Raw genomic sequence first — 22558 nt, 5'->3', positions numbered from 1 at the left:
GGAACGACCATGTCGCTCATGGCCAAGCACGAGATTCTCGAGAAGAACTCGATCCTCCTCCTGATCGGCATCCTGCTGGTCGTCTCGATCGGCGGGCTCGTCGAGATCGCGCCGCTCTTCTACCTGAAGAGCACCATCGAGAAGGTGGAGGGCATGCGGCCCTACACCCCGCTCGAGCTCGCCGGACGCAACGTCTACATCCGCGAGGGCTGCTACACCTGCCATTCGCAGCAGGTGCGGCCGCTGCGGGACGAGGTCGAGCGCTACGGCCACTACTCGCTCGCCGCCGAGTCGATGTACGACCACCCGTTCCAGTGGGGCTCCAAGCGCACCGGGCCGGACCTGTCGCGGGTGGGCGGCAAGTACTCGGACGAGTGGCACGTCGCGCATCTGAAGAACCCGCGCGCCGTGGTGCCGCAGTCGGTGATGCCGGGCTACCCGTTCCTGGCGCAGGCCGATCTCGATCTCAAGGGGCTCGCCGCCCACATGAAGGCGCTGCAGACCGTCGGGGTTCCCTACAGCGAAGAGCAGATCAAGAACGCCGCCAAGGACGCCAAGGTCCAGGCGACGCTCGACGATCCCAGCGCCGCCGATCTCCAGGGGCGTTACCCGAAGAGCACGGCGCGCGACTACGACGGCAACCCGTCGCGCGTCACCGAGATGGACGCCCTCGTCGCCTATCTCCAGATGATGGGCACGCTCGTCGACCTCAAGCTCTACAACGACAAAGCAAACCTGCGCTGAGAGGGACCATGCGACCCGAACCCGGCCTGTCGCTGATCACCACCTTCGTCGCGAACTGGTGGACGCCCATCTTCGTCGCCCTGTTCCTGGCGGTGCTCGCCTATGCCCTGTGGCCGCGCAACGGCGCGGCCTTCGACGACGCGGCCAAGCTGCCTCTGCGGGAGGACTGAAGACCATGGCGAAGAACGAGATCGACGCCGTCACCGGCACCGCGACGACCGGGCACGAGTGGGACGGCATCAAGGAGCTGAACACGCCGCTGCCGCGCTGGTGGCTGTGGACCTTCTACGCCTGCTGCATCTGGGCCGCCCTGTACATGGTCGCCTATCCGGCCTGGCCGCTGGTCTCCAGCTACACGTCCGGCCTGCTCGGCTACTCGTCGCGGGCGAACGTCGCGGCCGACATGGCGGCGCTCCAGGCGCTGCGCGGCGAGAAGGCCGCGCTGCTCGCCAAGGCCGACCTCGCCGACATCGAGAAGGACCAGGCGCTGCTCGCCTTCGCGCGGGCGCAGGGACGGGCCGCCTTCGGCGACAACTGCGCCCCCTGCCACGGCTCCGGCGCCACCGGCTCGAAGGGGTACCCGAACCTCAACGACGACGACTGGCTGTGGGGCGGCACGCTCGACGCCCTCCACCAGACGATCCAGTACGGCATCCGCTCCGGAAACGCCCAGGCGCGCGAGAACCAGATGCCGGCCTTCGGCAAGGACGGGACCCTGAAGAAGGACGAGATCGTCCAGGTGGCGAACTACGTGCTCTCGCTGTCCGGCCAGCCGACCCGCCAGGGCGTCGATCTCGCCGCCGGCAAGCAGCTGTTCGCCGACAACTGCGCGGTCTGCCACGGCGAGGACGCCAAGGGGAACCAGGAGCTCGGTGCGCCCAACCTCACCGACCGCATCTGGCTCTACGGCGGCGACGAGGCGAGCCTGGTCGAGACCATCACCAACTCGCGCGGCGGCGTGATGCCGGCCTGGGCCGACCGGCTCGACCCGGTCACCATCAAGGCGCTCGCCGTCTACGTCCATACGCTCGGCGGAGGCCGCTGACGTATTCAAGTTTGAGAATAATCAACCTCGCGGTCACGACCGCGGCGTAAGAATGGACCGTCCCGGCCCGGGGCCGGGGCGGTCCCTCCTCCGGAGCACATGGTACCCCCGCCCATGAACATGCCCGTCAAGCCGCCCGTCGCCGCCCTCGACGCCCCTCTCTACGAGGCGGCCAAGAAGAACTATCCGCAGAGCGTCCACGGCCGCTTCCGCACCGTCAAATGGGTGCTGATGGCGGTGTTCCTCGGCATCTACTACCTGCTGCCCTTTGTCCGGTGGGATCGCGGCCCGAACTCGCCCAGCCAGGCCGTCCTGGTCGACCTGCCGAACCGGCGCTTCTACTTCTTCTTCATCGAGCTGTGGCCCCAGGAGGTGTACTACTTCACCGGCCTCCTGGTGATCGCCGCGATGGTGCTGTTCCTGATGAACGCCGTCGCCGGCCGGGTCTGGTGCGGCTACGCCTGCCCGCAGACGGTCTGGACCGACCTGTTCTACGCGGTCGAGCGCTGGATCGAGGGCGACCGCCGCGAGCGCATGAAGAAGGCGAAGGAAGGGCTGACCGCGCGCCGCGTCGGCGAGCTCGCCCTCAAGCACTCCATCTGGCTGGTGATCGCCTGGTGGACGGGCGGCGCCTGGGTGCTCTACTTCGCCGACGCCCCGACCCTGGTGAAGGATCTCGCCACCTTCCAGGCCCCCATGGTCGCCTATGCGGCGATCGGCATCCTGACCTTCACGACCTACACGCTCGCCGGCCACATGCGCGAGCAGGTCTGCATCTACATGTGCCCGTGGCCGCGCATCCAGGCGGCCCTGACCGACGAGTGGGCCCTCAACGTCACCTATCGCTACGACCGCGGCGAGCCGCGTACCTCGATCAAGAAGGCGGCCGACCTGCGGGCGCTCGGCCAGAAGGCCGGCGACTGCGTGGACTGCCTGCAGTGCGTCGCCGTCTGCCCGACCGGCGTCGACATCCGGCACGGGGCGCAGCTCGGCTGCATCCAGTGCGGCCTGTGCATCGACGCCTGCGACGCCGTGATGGCCAAGGTCGGCCGACCGACCGGCCTGATCGCCTACGACAACGACGTCAACATCGAGCGTCGGCTCGCCGGGGAGGCGCCGATCTACCGCTTCGTCCGCGCCCGCACCATCATCTACACCGGCGTCATCGCGCTGGTCGGCGCCGTGATGCTCTACACGCTCTCCACCCGCACGCTGATCGACATCAACGTGCTGCACGATCGCAATCCCCTGTTCGTCGCCCTGTCGGACGGGTCGATCCGCAACGCCTACACGATCCGTTTCCTCAACAAGCGCTCGGATCTGCGCACCCTTGAGCTCACCGCCTCCGGGGTGCCGATCCCGACCCTGCACGTGATCGGCGAGGAGCCGGCGAGCCGCACCATCGTGGCGGTCGGCCCCGACCAGACCCGCGAGGTCCGCGTGCTCGTCACGGTGCCGCCCGCCGCCCGCATCGAGAAGTCGAACGCCATCACGTTCACGGTGCGCGACGTCGACTCCGGCGACACGGCGACGGTCGGCGATCATTTCTTCGGCCCGTGACGGCCACGACAGGGAGCGTTGGAATGGAGACGGAGACTCCGGCCGCCGGCCGGCCTCTGACCGGACGGCGGGTCGCGATCTACATCGTCGCCTTCTTCGCCGTGGTCATCGGGGTCAACGGCATCATGATGAAGCTCGCCATCGACACGCTGCCGGGCACCGTGGTCGACAGCGCCTACCGGGCCAGCCTCGCCTACAACGGCGAGATCACCGCGGCGCAGGCGCAGGCGTCGCGCGCGTGGCAGGTCGCCGCGCATGTCGAGCGGAACGGCGACAAGGCGAGCGTGCGCATCGAGGCGCGCGACGCCACCGACCGGCCGGTGAGCGGGCTCGCCGTCACGGCCCGGCTGGCGCGGCCGACCGACAGGCGCGAGGACCGCCCGGTCGAGATCGCCGAGCGCGGCATCGGGATCTATCGCGGCGAGGCCGAGAACGTCCCCGCCGGCCTGTGGGAGCTGGTGATCGAGGCGGAGCGCGGCGGCGACCGCGTCTACCTGTCGAAGAACCGCGTCGTGCTGCCCTGATCGGGGCCGCTCGGCGTGATTCCATGCGAGGCACTCGCGCCGACGAGCCCTCTCCCCCCGTGGGAGAGGGTGCCCTCGCGGAACGCGAGGGCGGGTGAGGGGGCTCTCCGCGAACTCCGAGCCTGTGGAGGGCCCCCTCACCCGTCTCGCCGCTTTGCGGCGAGCCACCCTCTCCCGCGAGGGGAGAGGGGCAGCGCCGTGCCGCGTGACGGGCTCTGAGGGCATACCGACATGACCGAGACCCCCGATCTCACCCATCCGGATCTCTCGCACTTCGTCGAGAAGCTCGACGACGGCCGGGCGCGCCTGAACCTCGCGGTCGAGGGCATGACCTGCGCGGCCTGCATGTTCGAGATCGAGGGCGGGCTCGGGGCGCTGCCGCACGTCACCCAGGCGCGCGCCAACCTGACCAGCGGCCGGGTCGCCATCGAGTGGGAGGAGGGCGAGGGGCCCGAGCGGCTCGATCCGACCGCGATCGTCGGTCGCCTCGCCGCGCTCGGCTACAAGGCCTATCCCTACGACTCGCGCCGGATGGAGGCGGACGAGCAGCAGGAGGCCAGGTTCCTGCTGCGCTGCCTCGGCGTCGCCGCCTTCGCGGCCATGAACGTGATGCTGCTGTCGGTCTCGGTGTGGTCCGGCAACGTCTCCGACATCACCCCGGAGCAGCGCGACTTCTTCCACTGGCTCTCCGCCCTGATCGCGCTGCCGGCCGTCGCCTATGCGGGCCAGCCCTTCTTCCGCTCGGCGACCCGCGCCCTGATGGCCGGCCGCCTCAACATGGACGTGCCGATCACGCTCGGCGTGTTGCTGGCGCTCGGACTGTCGGTGTTCGAGACCCTGCATCACGCCGAGCACGCCTATTTCGATTCGGCCGTCATGCTGCTCGCCTTCCTGCTGGCGGGCCGCTGGCTCGACCAGAACATGCGCCGCCGCACCCGCGCCGTGGCGGCGAACCTCGCCGCGCTCAAGGCCGAGACGGCGACCAAGTTCGTCTCCGCCGACGAGATCAGCGAGGTGCCGGTCGCGGCGATCCGGCCGGGCGACCTCGTGCTGGTGCGGCCGGGCGAGCGCATCGCGGTCGACGGGGAGGTCGAGGACGGCCGCTCGGAGATCGACCAGAGCCTCGTCACGGGCGAGACCGCACACGTGACGGCCGAGCGCGGCACGCTCGTCTATGCCGGCACCCTCAACGTCAACGGCACGCTCCGGGTGCGGGTCGGCGCCGCCGACCGCGGCACCCTGCTCGACGAGGTGACGCGGCTCCTCGACCGCGCCGTCGAGGCGCGCTCGCATTATGTGAGGCTCGCCGAGCGGGCGGCGCGGCTCTATGCGCCGGTCGTCCACCTCACGGCGCTCGCCACGGTGGTCGGCTGGCTGCTGCTCGGCGCCGGCTGGCACTTCGCCGTCGTCACCGCCGTGGCGGTGCTGATCATCACCTGCCCGTGCGCCCTCGGCCTCGCCATTCCGGCCGTCCAGGTGGTCGCGTCGGGGGCGCTGTTCCGCGGCGGCGTGCTGCTGTCCTCGGGCGACGCCATCGAGCGGCTGGCCGGCGTCGACACCATCGTGTTCGACAAGACCGGCACCCTGACGCTGCCCGAGCCCGAGCTGGTCGACGCCGGCCGCGTCCCGCCGGAGACGCTGGCGCTCGCCGGGCGGCTCGCGCTGACCAGCCGGCACCCGCTCGCCGCCGCCATCGCCCGCGCCGCCGGTGCCAACGCGCCGCTCGACGGCGCCAGCGAGGAGCCGGGGCAGGGGGTGAGCGCGACCGTGGACGGCGACGACGGCCTCGTCCGCGAGGTCCTGCTCGGCCGGCCGTCCTGGTGCGGCGCCGAGCAGGAGGCCGCCCGGGTCGCCGCCACCGATCCGGAGGCCTCGGTGATCGCCTTCCGGGACGGCACCCGGACCGCCGTGTTCGCGGTGCGTCAGCGGCTGCGTGAGGACGCGACCGCCGTGCTGGCCGGCCTGCGGGCGAAGGGCTACGCGGTGGAGATCCTCTCCGGCGACCGCGAGGCCGCCGTGGCCCATGTGGCGCGCCAGCTCGGGGTGTCGACCGTCCGGGCCGGCGCCACGCCGGCCGACAAGATCGCCCATGTCGAGGCGCTGCGCGCCGCCGGCCGCAAGGTGCTGATGGTCGGCGACGGCATCAACGACGCGCCGGCGCTCGCCGCGGCCGACGTGTCGCTGTCGCCCGTCACGGCCGCGCACCTCACCCAGTCGGCGTCCGACGCGGTGTTCCTCGGCGACCGGCTGCAGCCGGTGGCGACGGCGCTCGCGGTGACGCGCCGCGCCCGCCGGATCATGACCGAGAACCTGTGGCTGGCCGTCGTCTACAACGCCGTCGCCGTGCCGATCGCGATCATCGGCTACGCGACCCCGCTGGTCGCGGCGGTCGCGATGTCGGGCTCCTCGATGCTGGTGATCCTCAACGCCCTGCGGGCGCGGCCGCGTCGGGCCGCCGCCGATGCGGACTTTGCGCCGGCCGCCGCCCGCCCCATATGACCCCCTGAGAGCGAAGGCCGGACCCGGGCGCCGCCGCCCCGGCGCCCGGCGCCGCCGCAGCCTTCGGGAGACGCGCCATGGAAGTCCTGGTCTATCTGGTGCCGCTCGCGCTGCTGCTCGGCCTCGCCGGCCTCGCCGCCTTCCTGTGGTCGCTGAAGTCCGGTCAGTACGACGACCTCGACGGCGCCGCCTGGCGTGCCATCCAGGACGACGACAAGCTGCCGCCGTCGCCCGGGCGGCAGAAGGCGAAGGCGCCGCCGCCGCGGTGAGCCGGCTGCTCATGCCGATTCCGGCCGGTCGGTTCGCCGTCGTTCCGGGTTCGGCGCGGAGCCTGAGCTCGGGCGGCGCGAAGCGCCGACCCGACTACGCCGCCCCGCAGTGGCCACCGAGGTGATCAGCCGGATCGCGCCTCAGTCGATCTCCACCTCGGCCTCGATCTCGACCGCGATTCCGAACGGCAGCTCGGCGACGCCGATCGCCGAGCGGGCGTGCTGGCCGCGCTCGGGACCCCAGACGGCGAGGATCAGGTCGGAGAAGCCGTTGATCACCGCCGGCATCGCCTGGAAGCCCGGAGCGGTCGTCACCATCCCGAACGCCCGCACCCAGGTGGTGACGCGGTCGAGGCTGCCGAGCTCGCGCTGCAGGCTCGCCAGGATGGCGAGCCCGGTGAGCCGCGCCGCCTCGCGGGCCTGATCGAGGGTGACGCCGTCGCCGACCCGGCCCGGCGGCGCGAAGAAGCTGCCGTCCGGAAGCAGCGGCCCGTGGCCCGAGATGGCGGCCCGGCGGCCGACGACGCGCACCGGCGCGAACGGCAGCACCGTGCCGGGCGGCAGCCGCGGCGGCTGCGGCAGCACCAGCCCGAGCTCTTGCAGGCGGGATTCGATCGACATGACGAGCACTCCGGAGGGATGCGCCAAGCGCTGGACGTGCCGGCGTCCGGACGAACGAAAATGCGCGGGCCGGGGCCCGCGCAAGGTCGTCCAGGTCGAAAGCGTAGCGTCCGAGACCGCCGAGGTCGACCCGCCTGCGGGGCGCCGCGAAGACGGCGCCCCGGCCGGCGGAGCTACTCGGCCGCGATGGCGTTGAACGGCTTGCGCGGGAGCTCGAGCCGCTCCCACACGTCGACCAGGGCCTCGGCCAGCGCGTGCACCAGCGCGTCTTCGTGATACGGCGAGGGCGTGATGCGCAGCCGCTCGGTGCCCTTCGGCACCGTCGGATAGTTGATCGGCTGGATGTAGATGCCGTGCTCCTCGAGCAGGATGTCGGTCGCCTGCTTGCACTTGTCGGCGTCGCACACCATCACGGGCACGATGTGGGTGTCGGTCGGCATCACCGGCAGGCCGGCGGCCGAGAGCACGGCCTTCACCTTGGCGGCACGCTCCTGGTGGCGCTCGCGCTCCCAGGTCGAATCCTTGAGGTGGCGGATCGCGGCGGTCGCGGCGGCGCAGACGGCCGGCGGCAGCGCGGTGGTGAAGATGAAGCCCGGCGCATAGGAGCGGACCGCGTCGACCAGCGCATGGCTGCCGGCGATGTAGCCGCCGAGGCAGCCGAACGCCTTGGCGAGCGTCGCCTCGATCACGTCGATGCGGCCCATCTCACCCTGCTGCTCGGCCTGGCCGCCGCCGCGCGCCCCGTACATGCCGACCGCGTGGACCTCGTCGATATAGGTCATCGCGTTGTACTTCTCGGCGAGGTCGCAGATCTTGCCGATCGGGGAGACGTCGCCGTCCATCGAGTAGAGGCCCTCGAAGACGATCAGCTTGGCCCGCTCCTTGCCGGCCTTCTTCAGCAGATCCTCGAGGTGCTCGACGTCGTTGTGGCGCCACACCACCTTGTCGGTGCCGGCGTTGCGCACGCCGGTGATCATCGAGTTGTGGTTGAGCGCGTCCGACAGGATCAGGCAGTTCGGCAGCAGCTTGGCGATCGTCGAGATGCCGGCGTCGTTGGAGACGTAGCCGGACGTGAAGACGAGGCCGGCCTCCTTGCCGTGCAGGTCCGCGAGCTCCTGCTCGAGCAGAACCAGCGGGTGGTTGTTGCCGGCGATGTTGCGCGTGCCGCCGGCGCCGGTGCCCATCCGGGTCGCCGTCTCGACCATGGCGCCGACCACCTTCGGGTGCTGGCCCATGCCGAGATAATCGTTGGAGCACCACACGATGACGTCGCGCGGACCGTCCGGGGTATGGTGGATGGCGCGGGGGAAACGACCGGCCAGCCGCTCGAGATGGGCGAACACCCGATAACGACGCTCCTCGTGCAGGCGATTCAGGGCGTCGACGAAATAAGTGTTGTATCCCATTGATTTAAACTCCCCGATCTCGGTCGGAAGGCCGCGAGAATAACACGTGGTGTGAGGAGTTGACAACGACTGCTGTCATGCTGCCTTGACGTTTATCAATGGGCGAACGGCGAACGCGCATCGGATTCGGGCTCCCTTCGGGGGCAGGGCGGGGGGTCGGTCCCGGTCGGACGCCGGGGCACGGCGCACCTCAACAGCATCGGTTTGGAATTGTCCTAGACGGAGATCAACGATCTTGAAAGTCCATGCGCGCCTTTTTGGTGGGCGGCCGGCCCGTGCGGCGCTGCGGTGGGATGTGACCGGCGGTTGCCGCTTGTGGCGGCGGCCCCGGCGGACTATGGGTGTGCGGGCGCCGGCGGGGCGCCGAGGTATTGCTTAAGTCGTTGTCAACATGGCTCCATTCGTATCGGATCTGGTCGAGCGGGCACGCCTCGCCGCACGGGCGATCGCCGACTTCGGCGAGAATCTGGTCCGGCCCACGGTCCGGATCGGGGTGACGGGCCTGTCGCGGGCCGGCAAGACCGTCTTCATCACCGCGCTGGTGCACGGGCTCGCCCGCGGCGGCCGCTTTCCGGTGTTCACGCCGCTCGCCGACGACGCCGTCCTGCGCGCCTATCTGGCGCCGCAGCCGGACGACGCGGTGCCGCGCTTCGAGTACGAGACCCATGTCCGGGCCCTGGTCGGCGACCGGCTCTGGCCTGAATCGACGCGCCAGATCAGCGAGCTGCGGATCGTCATCGAGTACAAGGGCAAGGACGGCCAGGCCAAGACCCTGACGCTCGACATCGTCGACTATCCGGGCGAGTGGCTGCTCGATCTGCCGCTGCTCGACAAGACCTACGAGCAGTGGGCCAAGGAGAGCCTGGCGCTGTCGCGCAGCGGGCCGCGGGCCATGCTGGCAGCCTCCTGGCACGCCTTCAACGCCACCCTCGACCCCGACGCGCCGGCCGACGAGCAGGCGGCCATCACGGCGGCGCAGCTCTACACCGAGTATCTGCGCAGCTGCCGCGACGAGCGCTGGGCGCTCAGCCTGCTGCCCCCCGGCCGCTTCCTGCTGCCCGGCGACCTCGCCGGCTCGCCGGCCCTCACCTTCGCGCCGCTCGCCCTGCCGGCCGAGGCTGGGCCGCACGAGGGCTCGCTGTGGGCGATGATGAAACGGCGCTACGATGCCTACAAGGATATCGTGGTGAAGCCGTTCTTCCGCGACCACTTCGCCCGGCTGGACCGGCAGATCGTGCTGGTCGACGTGCTCGCCGCCCTGAACGCCGGGCCGGCCGCGGTGCGCGACCTGGAGTTCGCGCTCGCCGCGATCCTCGACTGCTTCCAGGTCGGCCGGCGGACGCTGCTGTCGAGCCTGATCAGCCCCAGGGTCGACAAGGTCCTGTTCGCCGCCACCAAGGCCGACCACCTCAACCAGGTCAGCCACGACCGGCTGGAGGCGATCCTCCACCGCATGATCGAGCGGGCGGCGAGCCGCGCCCACTATGCCGGTGCCGAGACCGACGTGGTGGCGCTCGCCGCCGTGCGGGCCACCCGCGAGGCGCGGGTGCGCTCCAACGGCGACGAACTGCCGGCGATCGTCGGCGTGCCGCAGGCGGGCGAGCGTGCCGCCGGCCACGTGTTCGACGGCGAGCGCGAGATCGCCCTGTTCCCGGGCGACCTGCCGGCCGACCCCGAGCGGGTGTTCGATCTCGGCCGCACCGGCTACCACGGCCTCACCGCCGGCTCGCCGGAGGATGCCGAGTTCCGGTTCCTGCGCTTCCGGCCGCCGCGGATCGAGCGTACGGTGGACGGACTGCCGACTCTGCCCCATATCCGCCTGGACCGCGTGCTGCAGTTTCTCATCGGAGATCGATTTCAATGAGCAGCCCCGCCGAATCCCGCCGTCCCGCCGCGTTCAGTGTCGACGATCCCAACGTGCTGATCGGGCCGGCCCCGGCCGCCGATCCGCCGCGCCGCGCGATGGCGCGCGAGGCGGTGCGCGAGGTCCCGCGGCGTCCGGTCGCGGTCGCCGGCGTCGTGGTGCCGCCCGAGGCCGAGACGCCGGCCACGGTGCCGTCCGCCGTGGTCTCGGCCGCCGCGACGACCGTGGTCGCCGGGCAGGACGCGCCGGCCGGCAGCGCGGTCGGCCGCCAGGTGCCGTGGGGGCTCCTGTTCTGGGGCTCCGCCGGCGGCCTCGTGGTGCTCGGCATGGCCCTGTCGGTGATCGACCTGGTCGCCGACCTGTACGGTCGCTCCGGCTGGCTCGGCACGCTGGGCTTCGTGCTGGCCGCCGCCGCCGCCGTGGCCTTCGTGGTGATCGCCGGCCGCGAGGCGGCGGGCCTGCTGCGCCTGAAGGCGATCGACCAGGTGCGCGACCGTGCCGCGGCGGCGATCGAGACCGACGACCGCGCCACCGGCCGCGCCGCCGTGTCCGAGCTGCTCGCCGTCACCCGCGGCATGCCGGCGCTGGCGAGCGCCCGCATGCGGGTCCAGTTCCACCTCAACGAGATCATCGACGGCCGCGACGTCGTCCAGCTCGCCGAGCGCGAGCTGCTCGCCTCCCTCGACGAGGAGGCCTCGCGGCTGGTCACCAACGCGGCCAAGCGCGTCTCGGTGGTCACCGCGGTGAGCCCGCGGGCCGCCATCGACATGCTGTTCGTGCTGGTCACGGCGCTCGGCCTGGTGCGCAAGCTGGCGCTGCTCTACGGCGGCCGGCCGGGCGCGCTCGGCATGATCCGGCTGATGCGGCACGTCGTCACCCATCTCGCCCTCACGGGCGGCCTCTCGGTCGGCGACGGCGTCGTCCAGCAGATGATCGGGCAGGGGCTCGCCGCCAAGGTCTCGGCCAAGCTCGGCGAGGGCGTGCTCAACGGCCTGCTCACCGCCCGGCTCGGCCTCGCGGCGATCGACGTGACGCGGCCGCTGCCGTTCTCGGCGCTCAAGCGGCCGACCCTCCAGGATCTGGCCGGCGGCCTGCTGCGCGCGCCCGACAAGGGCGACGCGGTGGCGGCCGGCGCCGTGCCGCGGGCCGCCACCGCCGACTGACCGGACCAGCGCCCCGTCGCCGGCCGCGGCGCCCCCCCCCCGGGCCCGCGCGGCGGCGACGCCGTTGCGGCCTCTGCCGAGGCCGCAGGGCGGCCCTGCGGAACCTTCGCCCCGCCTTTGCGTTGGTGCGACACGCTTTTGTCGCATCGATCGAGCCCCGCCGCCGACACGCGTGGCGCGCGACGCCACGAGACCAGGAGATCCGGACTGATGGTGAGCGCACGGCGCGGGACGCTTCGTCTGCTCCGTGCGCTGATGATCGGAGCCGTGCTGGTGCCCGCCGCCCTGTTCGCCTACGTGGCCTGGGTGTCCTGGCATTCGGCCGACGCGATCACCGACGACCGCCTCGCCCGCTCGCTCGACGTGCTGCACGAGCACGCCCTGAAGGTGCTCACCACCGGCAATCTCGTCCTCGACGAGATCGTCGAGTCGGTGGAGGGGGAGACGTCCGAGGAGATCGCGGCGCGCGAGCCCGAGATGCACCGCCGGCTCAAGCGGGTCGCCGACCTCCTGCCGCAGGTGCAGTCGATCTGGGTCATCGGCCGCGACGGCCTCGCCCTCGCCAACAGCTATTTCGTCCCGGCGCCGCGCGGCGCGTCGCTCGCCGACCGCGACTTCTTCCGCGCCCTGGTCGACCGCGACATCGGCACGTATGTGAGCAGCGTGTTCGTGCCGCGGCTGATCGAAGGGCCGTCCTTCTTCAGCATGAGCCGCCGCCTGAACGGCCCGGACGGCGGCCTGCAGGGCGTCGCCAGCGTGTCGATGCTGCCCGACGACTTCCAGAAGTTCTACCGGGAGATCGCCCGCGGGCCGGGCGAGGTGTTCGCGCTGATGCGCGAGGACGGCGCGTTCCTGGCCCGCTGGCCGGGCGGGCCGTCCTCCACCGACAAGCTGCCGCCGTCGGCGCTGTTCTTCGGCGAGATCGCCCGTCGGCCCGAGCGCGGCCTCTACACCGGCGTGTCGCGGCTCGACGGCGTCGAGCGGCGGGTCGGCTATCGTCGCGTCGAGGGCTTCCCGATCTACGTGATCGCCTCGATCGACACCGCGACGATCCGCGACGAGTGGCTCCGCGGGCTGCTCGGCCACCTCGTCTTCGGCCTGCCGGCGACGCTCCTGCTGCTCTGGGTGCTGTGGGTGGCCCACCAGCGGACCGCCGGCCTCTATGCCGAGGCGGTGCGCCGCGAGGCGGCCGAGACGGCGCTGCGCCACGCCCAGCGCCTCGAGGCGGTCGGCCGGCTGACCGGCGGGGTGGCGCACGACTTCAACAACCTCCTGATGGTGATCTCCGGCAGCGCCGACCGTCTGCGCCGCATCGTCCAGGGCGAGAAGGAGAGCCGGCTCGTCGAGATGATCACGACCGCGGCCAAGCGCGGCGAGACGCTCACCCGCCAGCTCCTGTCGTTCTCCCGCCAGCAGGCGCTGAGCCCGCAGGGCATCGACCTGTCCCAGCGCATGCCGGAGCTCTCGGAGCTGGTCCGCCGCTCGCTCGCCGACGACGTCGAGGTGACGATCGACGTGCCGGATCGCGCCTGTCCGGTGAAGGTCGACCCGGGCGAGTTCGAGGTGGCGGTGCTCAACATCTGCGTCAACGCCCGCGACGCCATGCCGAACGGCGGGCGGCTCGTCGTGCGGGTGCGGGACGCGGTCCTCGACGAGGCCGGCGACGGCGGCCTCGAAGGCGCCTTCGTGGCGCTGTCGTTCACCGACACCGGGAGCGGCATTCCGGACGACGTTCTGCCGCGCGTGTTCGAGCCGTTCTTCACCACCAAGGAGACCGCCAAGGGGACCGGCCTCGGGCTGAGCCAGGTCTACGGCTTCGCCCGCCAGGCCGGCGGCGACGTGCGCATCGACAGCCGGGTCGGCGCCGGCACCACGGTGACGCTGTGGCTGCCGCGGGTGCCGTTCGAGCCGGTGGCGGCGGAGCCGCGGCCCGAGCCGGCGGCCGCACCGGCCGGCCGCAAGACCGTGCTGGTGGTCGAGGACAACCTCTCGGTCGCGGACGTCTGCCGGTCCTATCTCGACCAGCTCGGCTACGAGGCCGCCTTCGCCGCGTCGCCGCGCGAGGCGCTGGCCGCGCTCGCCGACGGGCACGGCGTCGATCTCGTGCTCTCGGACATCCTGATGCCGGGCGGCATGAGCGGGTTCGATCTCGCGCGCGAGCTGCGCACCCTGCAGCCGTCGCTGCCGATCGTGCTGATGACCGGCTTCAGCGACCGCGCCGGCGAGGTGGCGTGCGACGGCTTCCCGGTGCTGCGCAAGCCGTTCGACATCGACGCCCTGCAGCGCGAGCTCGCCGCCGCCTTCGCTCGCCGCGACGGCACCGCCGCGGCGTGACGGCCTCGTCGTTCCGGGCCGCTGTGCAGCAGCGGAGCCGGACTCCGGCCAAGCGTCAGCCACGCGCCCGGTGCTCGCCGCCGGAGTCCGGGCGCGCGGGCCTGAGGCCCGTGCCCCGGACCGACCGGGAAGGCTCACCCGCGCCGGCGCTCGTCCGGGCCGGTGGCGACCGGGCGCGACGGCTCCTCGGTCCATTCCGACATCGAGCCGTCGTAGAGCGACACGTCGGGCCGCCCGAGGAGTTCCGCCAGCACGAACCACGGGGTCGCCGCCTGGTGGCCGGTGTTGCAGTAGGCGATGACCGGGGCGGCCGGCAGGGGAGCGACCAGCGCCGCCAGCGCGTCCCTGTCCTTCAGCCGGCCGGTCGCGGCGTCCCAGGCCGTGGTGTGGTCGAGCAGGAAGGCTCCGGGCAGCCGGCCCGGGACCCGCGCCTGCGGGCTCTTCGATCGCCCCTCGAAGAAGGCGAGCGCCCGGGTGTCGAGCAGCACGGCGTCGTCGGTCGCCAGCGCCCGCACCACCCGCTGGATCTCCGCCCGCGCTGCCGGCGCGACCGCGACCGGGTAGGGGGCTGCCTCGGGGCGTCGGCTGGGCCCGCCGACCACCGGACGGGACGGATCGGCGCTCCACGCCGCCATGCCGCCGTCCAGGATCGTGATGCGCCGGTGGCCGGCCATCCGCAGCGTCCAGTAGACGCGCGCGGCGGCGGCGAAGTCGCCGGCGGAGGTGCCGGCCGAGATCACGACCGCGGTCTGGTCCGGCCCGAGGCCGAGGCCGCCCAGCAGCGCGGCGAGTGCCTCGGGCTCCGGCAGCAAGCCGGTCGCCATGCCGCGCGTGGCGCGCCAGCCGTCCTCGACATAGTCGGAGTGCACGGCGCCGGGAATGTGGGCCGTCAGATACGCGGCGCGGCCGCCGCCGTCGACCACCGAGCGGATGTCGATCAGCCGCAGCGCCGGATCACCCAGGCGGGCGGCGAGCCACTCGGCCGAGACGAGCGGCGGGACGGCGTCGGAGGTGGCGGTCTCGGATTCGGGCATGGCGCACTCCTGGGCGGGAGGGCGTTATAGCATCGGGGCGGGGCTGTCCCGAGGCCGTCATGGCCGGGCTCGTGCTCTGCACGCGACCGGGGCGAGGGTTTACGGAGCCGATGGAGGCCTCGACACCCCCTCACCCGGATCTCGCGCTGTCGCGCGGGAACCGACCTCTTCCCGCCGGGGAGAGGTGAAAAGGAGCCTTCACACCGAAAAGTCACCCGTGAGCGGCGTCGAGCGCTGGCGCGGGATGCGGGCGCCGCGGCGCTGCATGTCCTTGAGGATCACGTACATCTGCGCCGCCGTCAGGGCGTCGTTGAAGGCGTCGTGCTGGGGCAGCATGGTCAGCCCGAGGTCGGCCGCGATGGCCGCGTAGCGCAGGTCGATCTCGGTGCCGGGCGGCGCCTTGCCGTATTTGCGCTCGTAATACAGCTCGGAGACGTCGATCTGGCGGTTCGGCAGGTTGATGTTGAGCATGCCGAACAGGTACTTGTTGATCATCCGGACGTCGAACGACACCCAGTAGCCGACCAGCGGCCGGCTGCCGATGAAGCGCAGGAACTCGGGCATCACCTCGCGGATGGTGCGCCCCTGCTTGACGTCGGTCTCGCGCAGCTGGTGCACCTTGATGGCCGACACCTCCATGGCGGCGCCGGGGCGGACCAGCGCCCGGAACGTCTCGCTGGTCAGGATGGTGTTGCCGCGGATCTTGATCGCCGCGATGCTGATCACGTCGTCGGCCAGGATGTTGAAGCCCGACGTCTCGCAGTCGAACGACACCACCTCGCCCGAGTCGTCCTGGTCGAACAGGAACGCGTAGGCGTTGTCGGCCAGCAGGATGCGGTCGAACAGGGCGCGGCTGCGGCGGAGGAGCTCGGAGCGCATCAGAACACGCTCAGATGGTAGCGGTTGCGGACGATCTCGCGGAAGCGCTTGACGACCCGCAGGGCGTCGCGCAGCAGGTCGCGGTCGCGGGTCGTCAGCTCGCCGAGCTTGACGATCGATTCGCGCTCGCGCCGGCCGGTGGCGATGGCGGAGAGCTGCGAGCGCAGCCGGATCTCCATGAAGTAGGACAGCGCGCTGGCGAGCTCGCGGCCGAGATCGGCGCCGAACAGGCCGGCCTCGGCCAGCGCCTCGATGCGCCGCGCCGTCGACACCTCGCGGATGCCCTGGTCGATCGCCAGCGTGCGCACGCCGTGGACGATCGGGAAGGTGCCGGACTTCTTCACGTCGATCTCGTCCGAGCCCACCCCGACCGAGGCCATGAAGGCGGTGAGCATGCCGGCGCTCGCCCCGGCGAACAGGTCGATGGCGCGGGCGAAGCGGGCGAGATACGCGGTCTCGCCGCGCATCATCTCGACCATCACGGTCTTGGTGCGGTCGAGCAGCTCGGCATGGCCCGTCACCGAGACGGCGTCGAAGAAGATGCCGAGATTCATCGGCCCGTCCTCGGCGGGGGAGCGGATCCAGCCTTCGATCTGCACGAGGAAGTCGTCGATCGGCTGTGACCAGCGCGGGTTCTTCACCATCACGTCGCCGGGGCAGGGCGGAAAGCCGAAGCTCTCCAGCGCGCCCGAGAAGGCGGCGCGGAACGCCTGCAGATCCGCCTCCGGCACCGGCTGCGCGAGCAGCAGGCCGTTGTCCTGGTCGGTGCGCACCGTCTGCTCGCCGCGGCCCTCCGAGCCCATCACCAGGAGGCAGCCGTGCTCGCGGATCGAGGGCGGCGCCACCATGTCGAACAGCTTCGCGAACAGCCGGCGGTTGAGGTCCGAGGTGATCTCGGCGATCACCTCGACGCGGGCGCCCTGGCGGTGCAGCCGCTCGACCTGGCTCTGGATGTCGAGCGCGCAGGACTTCAGGTCCGCCGGCAGCTTGGCCTGCTCGATCTGGCCGGGGATCAGCTGCGGGTTGCCGGCGACCAGCCCGAGGATGTCGATGTCCTCCAGCACGCCGACATAGGCGCCGCCGGACCGGATGGCGAGGCGGCGCTTGTTGTTGCGGGTCATCGCGATGACGGCGGCGAACACGAAGTCGTCGATGTCGATCGAGACGACGTCGAAGTGGCAGACCTCGCGCACCGGCGCGTCCAGCGGCTTGCGGTCGACCACGAAGGCCTTGGCCAGGTTGGCGCCGGTGACGATGCCGGTGCGCTCGCCGTCGCGCACGAACAGGGTGTTGTTGTTGCGCTCCTGCATGAGCTGGCCGGCGTCGTGCAGGCTGGTCGCGCCGTCGACGAAGATCGCCCCGTGGTAGCGCACCTCGCGCACATGGGCGCGCAGCGCCGAGTCGACGCCCTCGCGGTCGCGCCGGTCGTAGGATCGCAGCTTTCGCGAGATCTCCGAATAGAAGAAGGCGGCGAAGCCGGGATTGCGGGAGATCAGATCCTGCACCACCGCCTTGGGCAGCAGGTAGCAGAGCGTCTCCTCGGCGGCCACGAAGGTGGTGCCGGCGGGCCCGTGCACCAGCGAGCGTGCGTCGAACGTGTCCTTCGGTCCGAGGCTCGACTCGACCGTCTCGCCGTCGCGCTCCTCGACCCGGCCCTTGATGACGACGTGCAGGCGCTCGGAGCGCTGCCCGGCCGGGATGATCGTGTCGCCGGGCGGGAAGTAGCCGATGTCGATCGCCGCCCTCAGGGTGCCGATCTCGTCGTGGCTGAGCCGGTCGAAGGGTGGGTTCTGGGCGTCGAAGGCCTGCGACATGGATCTTCCGACCACACGGATCCGAGACGGCCGGTCCTGGATCGCGCGGGGGCGTCGCGGCGGGACCCGAGGCGGGGACGGCCGATCCGGTCGGGTCGGCCGCCGGAGGAAGTGGCCGGCCCGCCCGCGGCGGACCGGCCGGTCGTCTAGTGCGACACCGCCTTGGTGGCGCCGATGCCGGTCTCCGAACGCACGTACTGCGACTCGAAGCCGGCCTTGTCGATGGCGCCGCGCTTGGACCCGTCCAGCTTGGAGAACAGCCAGATGCCGGCGAACGCGATGGTCATCGAGAACAGCGCCGGGTTGTCGTAGGGGAACGGCGCCGAGGCGAAGCCGAAGGTCTTCACCCAGACGGCGGGGCTGAGCACGACCAGCGACACCGAGCTGATCAGGCCGAGCAGGCCGCCGAACAGCACGCCGCGCGTCGTGGTGCCGCCCCACAGGATCGACATCAGCAGGACCGGGAAGTTGCAGCTCGCCGCCACCGCGAAGGCGAGGCCGACCATGAAGGCGACGTTCTGGTTCTCGAAGATGTAGCCGAGCACGATGGCGACGATGCCGATCACCACGGCCGTGATCTTCGACACCCTGACCTCGCGGTCCTCGGAGACGCGGCCCTTGGCGATCACCGAGGCGTAGAGGTCGTGGCTGACCGCCGAGGCGCCGGCGAGGGTCAGGCCGGCGACCACGGCCAGGATGGTGGCGAAGGCGACGGCCGAGATGAAGCCGAGGAAGAGCGAGCCGCCGACCGCGTTGGAGAGATGGATCGCCGCCATGTTGGTCCCGCCCAGCAGGGCCGTGACCTTGTTGTAGGCGCCGTCCGCCCCGACCTTGTAGAAGCTCGGGTCGTTCATCAGGAACGTGATGGCGCCGAAGCCGATGATGAAGGTCAGGATGTAGAAGTAGCCGATGAAGCCGGTCGCGTAGAACACCGACTTGCGGGCCGCCTTGGCGTCCGACACGGTGAAGAAGCGCATCAGGATGTGGGGCAGGCCGGCGGTGCCGAACATCAGGGCGAGGCCGAGCGACAGCGCCGAGACCGGATCCGACACGAGGTTGCCGGGCGCCATGATCGAGGCGCCCCTGGGGTGCGTCTCGACCGCCTTCTGGAACAGGGCCTCGGGCGAGAAGCCGAACGTGATCAGCACCATCAGGGCCATGAAGGTGGCGCCGCCGAGCAGCAGGCAGGCCTTGATGATCTGCACCCAGGTGGTCGCCACCATGCCGCCGAAGGCGACGTAGATGATCATCAGGGCGCCGACCGAGATGACGGCGTAGAGATAGGGCAGGCCGAACAGGAGCTCGATCAGCTTGCCGGCGCCGACCATCTGGGCGATAAGGTAGAACGCCACCACGGTGAGGGTGCCGATCGCCGACAGGCTGCGGATCTGGGTCTGCTCCATGCGGAACGACACCACGTCGGCGAACGTGTACTTGCCGAGATTGCGCAGCCGCTCGGCGATCAGGAACAGGATCACGGGCCAGCCGACGAGCCAGCCGACCGAGTAGATCAGCCCGTCGAAGCCGGAGGCGAAGACGAGGCCGGAAATCCCGAGGAACGAGGCGGCCGACATGTAGTCGCCGGCGATCGCGAGGCCGTTCTGGCCGGCCGTGATGCCGCCGCCGGCGGCGTAGAAGTCGGCGGCCGAGCGGGTGCGCCGCGCCGCCCAGTACGTGATCCCGAGGGTCGCCGCCACGAAGGCGAAGAACATCAGGATGGCGGGGAGGTTCAGGGCCTGCTTGCCGCCGCCTTCGATCGGGCCGGCGGCGAGCGCCGCGCCACCGAGCGCCGCGAGCGCGAGGACCGCCGTGAGGGTGGCGGCCGTGGTGCGGAGCGCGCGCATCACTTCTGCCTCCCGACGATGTTCGTGGTGATGTCGTCGAACTCGGAGTTGGCCCGGCGCACGTAGATGCCGGTCAACAGGAAGGCCGAGACGATGACGCCGAGACCGATCGGGATGCCGACCGTGGTCACGCCGGTGCCGATCTTGATGGCGAGCACGCCCGGCGCGAAGGCGATGACGAAGATGAAGCCGAAATAGATGACCAGCATCGTCAGCGTCAGCGTCCACGCGAAGCGTGCGCGCTTGGTGACGAGTTCCTGGAACTGCGGATCTTTCTTGATCGTGTCGTACGACGGCGTACTCACGGCGTCCCCCTTGGTTAGAGCCTCCCGCTCCATTGTCGGCCGCCTGTTTGTCGCGGCTCTGATTTGTGCGGCACGATAGTCACGGCGACCATGCGGCGCAATGAGACCAAAGACGCAACTCGCCCGTCCTGCCATCCGAAGAATCACGTGGAGCGGGGCCGCCGGCCGACACGATCACGTGCGTGGTCCCGAACCGGTCGACGGCGCGTGGGCCGGTCGACCGGTGGGGTGCTCCCCGGCGCCGGCCCGCGCCGCGGGCCCGGGCCTCCGGCCGGCGGCGCGGGTCGTCCGGACGGCCGGGCTGCGGCGCTTTGGCGCGACCGGCGCCGGTCCGGTTCTGCTGGATGACGGCCGCCGCGTCCCTATATCGTCAGGGTCACCGATCCGGGCCCCTCTGGCGGCGTCGACGCCGCGATGTCGGATCTTTCACCTGCCGCTCATTTCGCATCGATTCCGATGCGGCCGGAGCGACATCTGGAGGATTGCGATGGAGCTCCTGTCCGGAGTCGGTCTTCACGACGTCATGGTCTCGGCCGGGTTGACGGCCGACGTGCTCGGCAAGCCCGCCTGGGCCTGGCTGGTGTTTCTCGGCATCGTCACCACGCTCCTGGTGCTCGATCTCGGCGTCCTGCACCGCAAGGCGCGCGAGATCCGGGCCGGCGAGAGCCTCGCGCTCTCCGCCGCCTACATCCTGATCGCGCTCGTCTTCGGCGCCTGGGTGTGGTCCGGCATGGGCCGCGAGGCCGGCGTCGCCTGGCTCACCGGGTTCTTCGTCGAGAAGACGCTGGCGCTCGACAACGTCTTCGTCATCTCGCTGATCTTCGCGACGCTCGCGGTGCCGCCGCATCTGCAGCACCGGGTGCTGTTCTACGGCATTCTCGGCGTCATCGTGCTGCGCGCCGTGATGATCGGGCTCGGCACCGCGATCGTGTCGTCCTTCGCCTGGGTGCTGTTCCTGTTCGGCGCGATCCTGATCGCCACCGGCATCAAGATGATGGTGGTGGCGGAGAACCCCTCCGCCTGGGTCGACAACCGGGTGATGCGGTGGATGCACCGCCGCCTGCGGGTCACCCGCGAGCTGCACGGCGAGGCGTTCTTCGTCCGCCGGGCGGCGGCGGAGGGCGGTCCGGCGCTCCTCCACGCGACGCCGCTGTTCGTCGCCCTGGTGCTGATCGAGTTCGCCGATCTCGTGTTCGCGGTCGACAGCGTGCCGGCGATCTTCGCCATCACGACCGACCCCTACATCGTCTACACGTCCAACATCTTCGCGATCCTCGGCCTGCGCGCCCTCTACTTCGCGCTCGCCGCCTCGGTGCACCGCTTCCGCTACCTGAAATACGCGCTGTCGCTGGTGCTGGTGTTCATCGGCGCGAAGATTTTCTGGAACCAGATCGTCGGCAAGGTCGATCCCCTGGTGTCGCTCGGCGTCACCGCGACCCTGCTGGCCGGCGGCGTGATCTACTCGATCGTCCGGACGCGCCGCGAGCCGGCCGCCGCCGATCCGGAGCGCGCCGCGCCGCGCACCACGCTGCTCGGACCTTTGTTCGAGGAGAAGCGCGCCCCCGCCGCGCCGGGCGCGCCGGTGGCGCGATCGGCCGAGCTCCCGTCGCTGCCCCGCGAGGGCTGACCCCCGCGCCGCCCGCTCCGCCGGGCGGTGCTCCTGCAAGACCGAAGGACCGACCATGATCGACGTGAACAAGATCCTGACCGCCGTGCTGGCCGGCGATGCCGCGCCCGGTGCGCCGGCCCCGGCGACCAGCCGGGAGACCGGCTTCCTCACCCGCGGGCGCAGCCTGCCGCCCTCGACGCTCGACCGCGGCGGGGGCGGCGCGCCCTTCGACCTCGCGAGCCTCGCCGGCCGGCTGGGCGGGCTCGGCGGGCTGGGTGGGCTGGGCGGGCTCGCCGGCGGCGGGGCCGGCCGCGGCGGCGCGGGCGGGGGCGGACTCGGCGACCTGCTCGGCCGCCATGCCGGGACGCTCGGCGCCGGCGGTCTCGCCGGGGGCCTGGCCGGCGTCCTCCTCGGCTCCAAGCACGCGCGGAAATACGCCGGCACGGCCCTGCAGGTCGGCGCCGCCGCCGTGCTGGGCGGCCTCGCCTACAAGGCGTATCAGGACTATCGCGCCGGCCGGCCGGTGCTGCCGCAGGGCGTCGGCGACATGCTCGGGCAGATGCTCGGCCAGGGCACCGGAGGAGCGGCGGGCGGCGCCGCACCGGCCGGTGCGGCCGGCGGCAGCGAGGCCGATGCGGCGCAGACGACCCTGCTCCTGCTGCGCGCCATGATCGGCGCCGCCCTGGCGGACGGCCGCATCGACGAGGCCGAGCGCGCGCGGCTGATCGACCGGGTCGAGGCGAGCGCGCTCACGCCGGACGAGCGGCAGGTCCTGGAGGCGCTGATCGCCCGGCCCGACACGCCGGCCTCGCTCGCCGCCGATGCGCGCACCCCGGAGGAGGGCGCCGAGGTCTATCTCGCCGCCTATGTGGCGATCGACGCCGACACGCCGGCCGAGCGCGCCTGGCTCGACGACCTCGCGGCACGCCTGAACCTCGATCCGCGGCTGCGGCAGAACCTGGAGACGGCCGGCGACGCGGCGGTCGCGGCCGCGTGAGCGACGAAGTGTCCGGGTGATTGCTTCGCTGGTCATTCCGGGGCGCG

Annotated in this window: 19 protein-coding genes; 12 read left to right on the top strand and 7 right to left on the bottom strand. The window is 71.5% G+C overall.

The genetic code is table 11. The features are described from left to right. Positions 1–9 precede the first annotated feature (9 nt). The 7 genes from ccoO to ccoS all read left to right on the top strand — a co-directional run bounded on the left by ccoO (position 10) and on the right by ccoS (position 6641). Complete coding sequence (gene ccoO, locus J2S22_RS05140) at positions 10–744, top strand: cytochrome-c oxidase, cbb3-type subunit II (RefSeq protein ID WP_272777220.1); 735 nt, start codon at positions 10–12, stop codon at positions 742–744. An 8-nt stretch (positions 745–752) separates the two neighbouring features. Next, on the top strand, positions 753–914 hold the full coding sequence (locus J2S22_RS05135; RefSeq protein WP_272777219.1) for a cbb3-type cytochrome c oxidase subunit 3: 162 nt from the start codon (positions 753–755) through the stop codon (positions 912–914). Positions 915–919: 5 nt separating this feature from the next. Then, positions 920–1789 (top strand): cytochrome-c oxidase, cbb3-type subunit III, encoded by an 870-nt coding sequence (gene ccoP, locus J2S22_RS05130; protein WP_272777218.1) that lies wholly within the window; start codon positions 920–922, stop codon positions 1787–1789. A 114-nt stretch (positions 1790–1903) separates the two neighbouring features. Beyond that, the gene (ccoG, locus tag J2S22_RS05125) at positions 1904–3349 is read left to right on the top strand and encodes a cytochrome c oxidase accessory protein CcoG (RefSeq protein ID WP_272777217.1); all 1446 of its coding nucleotides are present in this window, start codon (positions 1904–1906) and stop codon (positions 3347–3349) included. Positions 3350–3372: 23 nt separating this feature from the next. Beyond that, entirely contained in the window at positions 3373–3873 is a 501-nt protein-coding gene (locus J2S22_RS05120) for a FixH family protein (RefSeq protein ID WP_272777216.1), read from the top strand. 231 nt (positions 3874–4104) lie between these two features. Beyond that, positions 4105–6372, top strand: a complete 2268-nt coding sequence (locus tag J2S22_RS05115) for a heavy metal translocating P-type ATPase (RefSeq protein ID WP_272777215.1) — start codon at positions 4105–4107, stop codon at positions 6370–6372. Between the two features lie 77 nt (positions 6373–6449). Continuing rightward, a complete protein-coding gene (ccoS, locus tag J2S22_RS05110) occupies positions 6450–6641 on the top strand; it encodes a cbb3-type cytochrome oxidase assembly protein CcoS (protein WP_272777214.1) in 192 nt (63 codons plus the stop codon). A gap of 141 nt (positions 6642–6782) precedes the next feature. Here ccoS and J2S22_RS05105 read toward each other — a convergent pair whose 3' ends face one another. Both J2S22_RS05105 and hemA read right to left on the bottom strand, forming a co-directional pair. Then, a complete protein-coding gene (locus J2S22_RS05105; protein WP_272777213.1) occupies positions 6783–7262 on the bottom strand; it encodes a RidA family protein in 480 nt (159 codons plus the stop codon). Between the two features lie 173 nt (positions 7263–7435). Then, complete coding sequence (gene hemA, locus J2S22_RS05100; RefSeq protein WP_272777212.1) at positions 7436–8668, bottom strand: 5-aminolevulinate synthase; 1233 nt, start codon at positions 8666–8668, stop codon at positions 7436–7438. Between the two features lie 391 nt (positions 8669–9059). Between hemA and J2S22_RS05095 the strand changes: the two genes are divergently transcribed. The 3 genes from J2S22_RS05095 to J2S22_RS05085 all read left to right on the top strand — a co-directional run bounded on the left by J2S22_RS05095 (position 9060) and on the right by J2S22_RS05085 (position 14029). Further along, entirely contained in the window at positions 9060–10532 is a 1473-nt protein-coding gene (locus J2S22_RS05095; RefSeq protein WP_272777211.1) for a YcjX family GTP-binding protein, read from the top strand. Next, positions 10529–11695 carry a YcjF family protein gene (locus tag J2S22_RS05090; RefSeq protein WP_272777210.1) on the top strand — a complete coding sequence of 389 codons (1167 nt, stop codon included), beginning with the start codon at positions 10529–10531 and terminating at the stop codon, positions 11693–11695. The genes J2S22_RS05095 and J2S22_RS05090 overlap by 4 nt, the downstream gene beginning before the upstream one ends. 210 nt (positions 11696–11905) lie before the next feature. After that, a complete protein-coding gene (locus J2S22_RS05085) occupies positions 11906–14029 on the top strand; it encodes a hybrid sensor histidine kinase/response regulator family protein (RefSeq protein WP_272777209.1) in 2124 nt (707 codons plus the stop codon). A 134-nt stretch (positions 14030–14163) separates the two neighbouring features. Here the strand turns inward: J2S22_RS05085 and J2S22_RS05080 are convergent, their stop codons facing one another. The 5 genes from J2S22_RS05080 to J2S22_RS05060 all read right to left on the bottom strand — a co-directional run bounded on the left by J2S22_RS05080 (position 14164) and on the right by J2S22_RS05060 (position 19905). After that, entirely contained in the window at positions 14164–15063 is a 900-nt protein-coding gene (locus J2S22_RS05080) for a sulfurtransferase (protein WP_272777208.1), read from the bottom strand. A gap of 198 nt (positions 15064–15261) precedes the next feature. Further along, entirely contained in the window at positions 15262–15942 is a 681-nt protein-coding gene (locus J2S22_RS05075) for a 3'-5' exonuclease (RefSeq protein ID WP_272777207.1), read from the bottom strand. Beyond that, positions 15942–17756, bottom strand: a complete 1815-nt coding sequence (locus tag J2S22_RS05070; protein WP_272777206.1) for a DUF294 nucleotidyltransferase-like domain-containing protein — start codon at positions 17754–17756, stop codon at positions 15942–15944. Before J2S22_RS05070 ends, J2S22_RS05075 begins: the two co-directional genes overlap by 1 nt. A 146-nt stretch (positions 17757–17902) precedes the next feature. Next, positions 17903–19600: a cation acetate symporter gene (locus tag J2S22_RS05065; protein ID WP_272777205.1), complete on the bottom strand. Its 1698-nt coding sequence runs from the start codon at positions 19598–19600 to the stop codon at positions 17903–17905. Next, a complete protein-coding gene (locus tag J2S22_RS05060) occupies positions 19600–19905 on the bottom strand; it encodes a DUF485 domain-containing protein (RefSeq protein ID WP_272777204.1) in 306 nt (101 codons plus the stop codon). The genes J2S22_RS05065 and J2S22_RS05060 overlap by 1 nt, the downstream gene beginning before the upstream one ends. A gap of 523 nt (positions 19906–20428) precedes the next feature. On the opposite strand from J2S22_RS05060, the gene J2S22_RS05055 reads away from it, so the two are divergent. Continuing rightward, positions 20429–21532, top strand: coding sequence for a TerC family protein (locus J2S22_RS05055; protein WP_272777248.1), 1104 nt, complete (start codon positions 20429–20431; stop codon positions 21530–21532). 55 nt (positions 21533–21587) lie between these two features. Then, positions 21588–22511 carry a tellurite resistance TerB family protein gene (locus tag J2S22_RS05050; RefSeq protein WP_272777203.1) on the top strand — a complete coding sequence of 308 codons (924 nt, stop codon included), beginning with the start codon at positions 21588–21590 and terminating at the stop codon, positions 22509–22511. The last annotated feature ends 47 nt before the right edge of the window (positions 22512–22558 follow it).

It is taken from the genome of Rhodoplanes tepidamans (assembly GCF_030813915.1).
GTDB lineage: Bacteria > Pseudomonadota > Alphaproteobacteria > Rhizobiales > Xanthobacteraceae > Rhodoplanes > Rhodoplanes tepidamans.
This window is presented reverse-complemented; position numbering and strand designations above follow the sequence as displayed.